Origin of the sequence: Escherichia sp. AM3 (assembly GCF_032029835.1) — a bacterium.
Classification (GTDB): domain Bacteria; phylum Pseudomonadota; class Gammaproteobacteria; order Enterobacterales; family Enterobacteriaceae; genus Escherichia; species Escherichia coli.
On record NZ_JAVUPQ010000460.1, the window covers coordinates 1 to 725 of the forward strand.

Consider the following 725-nt stretch of genomic DNA (forward strand, 5'->3'; position numbering starts at 1 on the left):
GGGCTGAATATGGCTTCTGTCGCCGGTATGAATCTGCTGGCGGATGATGCCTGTGTGCCATTAACCACAATGGTCCAGGACGCTACTGCGCATTTAGATGTTGGTCAGCAGCGACTCAACCTGACGATCCCTCAGGCATTTATGAGTAATCGCGCGCGTGGTTATATTCCTCCTGAGTTATGGGATCCCGGTATTAATGCCGGATTGCTCAATTATAATTTCAGCGGAAATAGTGTACAGAATCGGATTGGGGGTAACAGCCATTATGCATATTTAAACCTACAGAGTGGGTTAAATATTGGTGCGTGGCGTTTACGCGACAATACCACCTGGAGTTATAACAGTAGCGACAGATCATCAGGTAGCAAAAATAAATGGCAGCATATCAATACCTGGCTTGAGCGAGACATAATACCGTTACGTTCCCGGCTGACGCTGGGTGATGGTTATACTCAGGGCGATATTTTCGATGGTATTAACTTTCGCGGCGCACAATTGGCCTCAGATGACAATATGTTACCCGATAGTCAAAGAGGATTTGCCCCGGTGATCCACGGTATTGCTCGTGGTACTGCACAGGTCACTATTAAACAAAATGGGTATGACATTTATAATAGTACGGTGCCACCGGGGCCTTTTACCATCAACGATATCTATGCCGCAGGTAATAGTGGTGACTTGCAGGTAACGATCAAAGAGGCTGACGGCAGCACGCAGATTTTTAC

1 pseudogene is annotated in these 725 nt (G+C 46.9%); it reads left to right on the forward strand.

The features are described from left to right. A pseudogene (gene fimD / locus RTW80_RS26595) lies at nt 1–725 on the forward strand (fimbrial usher FimD); the annotation flags it as partial.